Here is a 3,601-nt window from a genome sequence, read left to right on the forward strand (position 1 = left end):
TTTCATCGATCTGTCCAAGGCGAAGCAAGTAAGAATAAACGTTTGGAACAAAAATTAGCCGAGCTACAGGCTCGTCATGAAAAGTACCAGGCTGAGGTCAGTGAACACTTTATGGATACCGCGCAAGCTGTACACACCCTCAATAAAAGCTACCGAGAGGTGCATGAGCAGCTCGCTAAAGGCGCAAGCCGCTTGTGCAATGAAGAGCAAGCTGAAGATTTTCTAGCAATCGGCCAATCTAACGCAAGTACTGATAGTGCTGCACAGAAACCCCGCGCTGAAGTTTACACACCACCTATGGACTATGCTCCAAAGAATAGCGACGCCGACACAGGCACACTGTCAGAAACTTATGGCATTACTAAAAAAGAAGTTAGCTCGGAGCAAGAAGAAGAGCTGCTTGTTAAAGAGCCACCAAGAATCTAGGCCATTAAACTGGATTATCGATATCGATAAACTCAAACTCGATATCAAACTTTTCCTGTAAATGTTGCCCAAGTGCTTGAATCCCCCCTTTCTCGGTCGCATGATGGCCTGCGGCGAAATAGGCGACCCCGGTTTCTCTTGCGACGTGAACGGTTGGCTCGGATATCTCACCACTTAGGTAAGCATCAAGGTTCTGACTCACTGCAAGGTCAATCATCCCCTGGGCTGCACCAGTACAAAACCCAATATTCTGTATTAACCGGTTAGGCTCACCAACAAACTCGCATTGGCGACCTAGCTTGTTAGTCACATGCTCGGAAAACTGCTCAACTGTGACCGCCTTATCTAAGCGACCAACCTGCCCCACAGAACGCGGGTTTCCGAGTTCCAGTGGCCCCGTTATATCGATACCAAGACGCAGCGCGAGCTGAGCGTTATTTCCACACTCTGCATGAATATCGACAGGTAGGTGGTAAGCTAAGAGACTAATGTCGTTGACAAGTAACTGCTTAATTCTCTTTTTCTTAATACCCGTAATAGGCTGAGCTTCACCTTTCCAAAAGTAACCATGATGAACCAAAATAGCACAAGCATTCTGCTCTACTGCCGCATCTATTAATGCTTGGGAGGCGGTTACTCCACCAACGATTCGCTTAACAGAAGCTCGACCTTCTACCTGGATACCGTTCGGGCAATAGTCCTTAATCTTATCAACCGATAAATATTGCTGAAGATAGGTACTCAATTCTTGTAAGTTAACCGACATGATTACGGACCTAAGCTACTTGATGCGATATTCAGCGGAACGAGCGTGGGCTGTCAATCCTTCACCACGAGCAAGTACCGATGCCACCTTCCCTAACTCACTTGCACCCTCTGCTGAGAAGTGCAAAATCGAAGAGCGTTTCTGGAAATCGTACACACCTAGAGGCGAAGAAAAGCGTGCAGTTCCAGAAGTTGGTAATACATGGTTAGGTCCAGCACAATAGTCACCAAGCGCTTCGGCGGTATAGCGGCCCATAAAGATTGCGCCTGCATGGCGAATCTCTGTCAACAAGGCATCGGGATCTTCTACTGATAACTCCAGGTGTTCAGGTGCTATCAGGTTGCTAACATGAGCCGCTTGGCTCAGAGAGTCGACCTTAATGAATGCTGCCCTGGATACCAGCGATGCTGTGATTATTTCCTCACGCTCCATCGTTGGCAACAATTTGCTAATACTGGCTTCAACCTGATCTAAAAACTGCTCGTCTTGTGATATCAAAATAGGCTGAGCGTTTTCATCATGCTCTGCCTGTGAAAACAGGTCCATTGCAATCCAGTCTGGGTCAGTTTTCCCATCGCAAATCACAAGAATCTCTGAAGGACCGGCAATCATATCAATACCAACGGTACCAAATACTTCTCGCTTGGCGGTCGCCACAAAAATATTTCCTGGCCCAACAATTTTGTCGACTGCTGGAACAGTCGCTGTACCGTAAGCTAAGGCTGCAACCGCTTGAGCACCCCCAATAGTGAAGACACGGTCGACGCCGGAAAGCGCCGCAGCTGCCAATACAAGCTCGTTAACTTCACCCTTAGGTGTTGGCACCACCATGATGACCTCAGGCACACCTGCTACCTTTGCAGGAATAGCATTCATCAAAACAGACGAAGGATAAGCCGCTTTACCACCTGGCACATACAAACCTGCCTTATCAAGTGGTACTACTCGCTGGCCAAGGCGCGTGCCATCCACTTCAGTAAAGTCCCAAGAACCCTGATTCTGTTTTTCGTGATAGCCTTTTACCCGCTGTGCAGAGATCTCCAAAGCCTGCTTTTGATCGGTAGGTAGGCTTTGAAGCGCTTCCATTAAGCGTGCCTTTGGAATCTCTAGCTCAGAGGCACTTCCAACACTCAAACCATCAAACTTAGAAGTGTATTTAACCAAGGCATCGTCGCCAGTAGATTTAACGTCATCCAGAATCGTTTTGACCGTCGCATGAACGTCATGATCAAGCTGATCATCCCATGCAACCAATTGCTTTACAGCAGCTTCAAAATTATCATCAGTACTGGATAAACGTTTAATATCTACCATTGAGATTTTCCTGTGTTAATAGTCATAACTCACCGAAGGTCAGCTTTGATAGCTTTATTTAACGGCTTTCTTCATTTTTTCAATAATTGGTTGAATTTGTGCGTGCTTCATTTTCATTGACGCACGATTCACAACAAGACGAGTTGTAATATCAGGGTGAATCATTTCCCTTGGCTCCAAGCCATTTGCTTTTAGGGTATTTCCGGTATCGACGATATCGACAATTTCATCAGCTAAATCTAATAGGGGCGCCAACTCCATCGCCCCATACAGCTTGATGATGTCAGTCTGAATACCTTGCTGCGAATAGAATGCTTTAGCCAGGTTTACAAACTTAGTGGCAACACGAATTCTTCCCTTAGGGCTAACACTACCTTTTTTCGCAGCAGTCATTAACTTGCATTTGGCAATACCTAAATCTAATGGCTCGTATAGGCCATCCGCGCCATGTTCCATTAGGACATCTTTTCCGGTAACACCGATATCTGCGCCGCCGAATTGAACATATGAAGGCACATCGGTGGCCCGGAGAATAATCATTTTCACATTCTCTACAGTGGTATCAAAAATCAGCTTTCGACTACTGGTGACATCTTCTAGCGGCTCGATTCCAGCCTCTTTAATCAGCGGAAGCGTCTCTTTCAAGATGCGCCCTTTTGACAAAGCAATTATTAGATTCTCTGACATAATTTTTTACTCTTAAACTTCACCGTCTAACTAGGCAGGCGCTTTATTTTTGCACCCAGTAGCTGCAGTTTTTCTTCAATGCATTCGTAACCACGATCAACATGGTAAATACGATCAACAAGCGTATCACCTTTCGCAACAAGCCCCGCAATTACCAATGAAGCAGAGGCACGAAGGTCAGTTGCCATAATAGGCGCAGCATGTAATTGCTCAACCCCGGTAATGATCGCAGTGTTGCCTTCGAGCTTAACGTCAGCCCCCATGCGCATTAACTCGTGAATATGCATAAAACGGTTTTCAAATACTGTTTCTGTAATTGAACCTGTGCCTTCTGCTACGCAATTCATCGATGCAAACTGTGCCTGCATATCAGTTGGAAACCCGGGATAAGGTGCAGTTTTCACTGAT

Annotated in this window: 4 protein-coding genes and 1 pseudogene; 1 reads left to right on the forward strand and 4 read right to left on the reverse strand. The window is 46.1% G+C overall.

The genetic code is table 11. From position 1 onward, the window contains the following. The coding region (locus tag A3757_RS18055) for a YhcB family protein (RefSeq protein ID WP_068643320.1) at positions 1 to 426 on the forward strand (426 nt) is incomplete at its 5' end. Positions 427 to 430: 4 nt separating this feature from the next. Here the strand turns inward: A3757_RS18055 and A3757_RS18060 are convergent. The 4 genes and pseudogenes from A3757_RS18060 to A3757_RS18075 form a co-directional block, all read right to left on the reverse strand. Then, the gene (locus tag A3757_RS18060; RefSeq protein WP_068511135.1) at positions 431 to 1,192 is read right to left on the reverse strand and encodes a Nif3-like dinuclear metal center hexameric protein; all 762 of its coding nucleotides are present in this window, start codon (positions 1,190 to 1,192) and stop codon (positions 431 to 433) included. Between the two features lie 15 nt (positions 1,193 to 1,207). Then, complete coding sequence (gene hisD, locus A3757_RS18065; protein ID WP_369808150.1) at positions 1,208 to 2,512, reverse strand: histidinol dehydrogenase; 1,305 nt, start codon at positions 2,510 to 2,512, stop codon at positions 1,208 to 1,210. A gap of 48 nt (positions 2,513 to 2,560) precedes the next feature. Continuing rightward, positions 2,561 to 3,193: an ATP phosphoribosyltransferase gene (gene hisG / locus A3757_RS18070; protein WP_068511138.1), complete on the reverse strand. Its 633-nt coding sequence runs from the start codon at positions 3,191 to 3,193 to the stop codon at positions 2,561 to 2,563. Positions 3,194 to 3,219: 26 nt separating this feature from the next. Beyond that, a pseudogene (locus A3757_RS18075) lies at positions 3,220 to 3,601 on the reverse strand (UDP-N-acetylglucosamine 1-carboxyvinyltransferase); the annotation flags it as partial.

Source organism: Oleiphilus sp. HI0117, assembly GCF_001635235.1.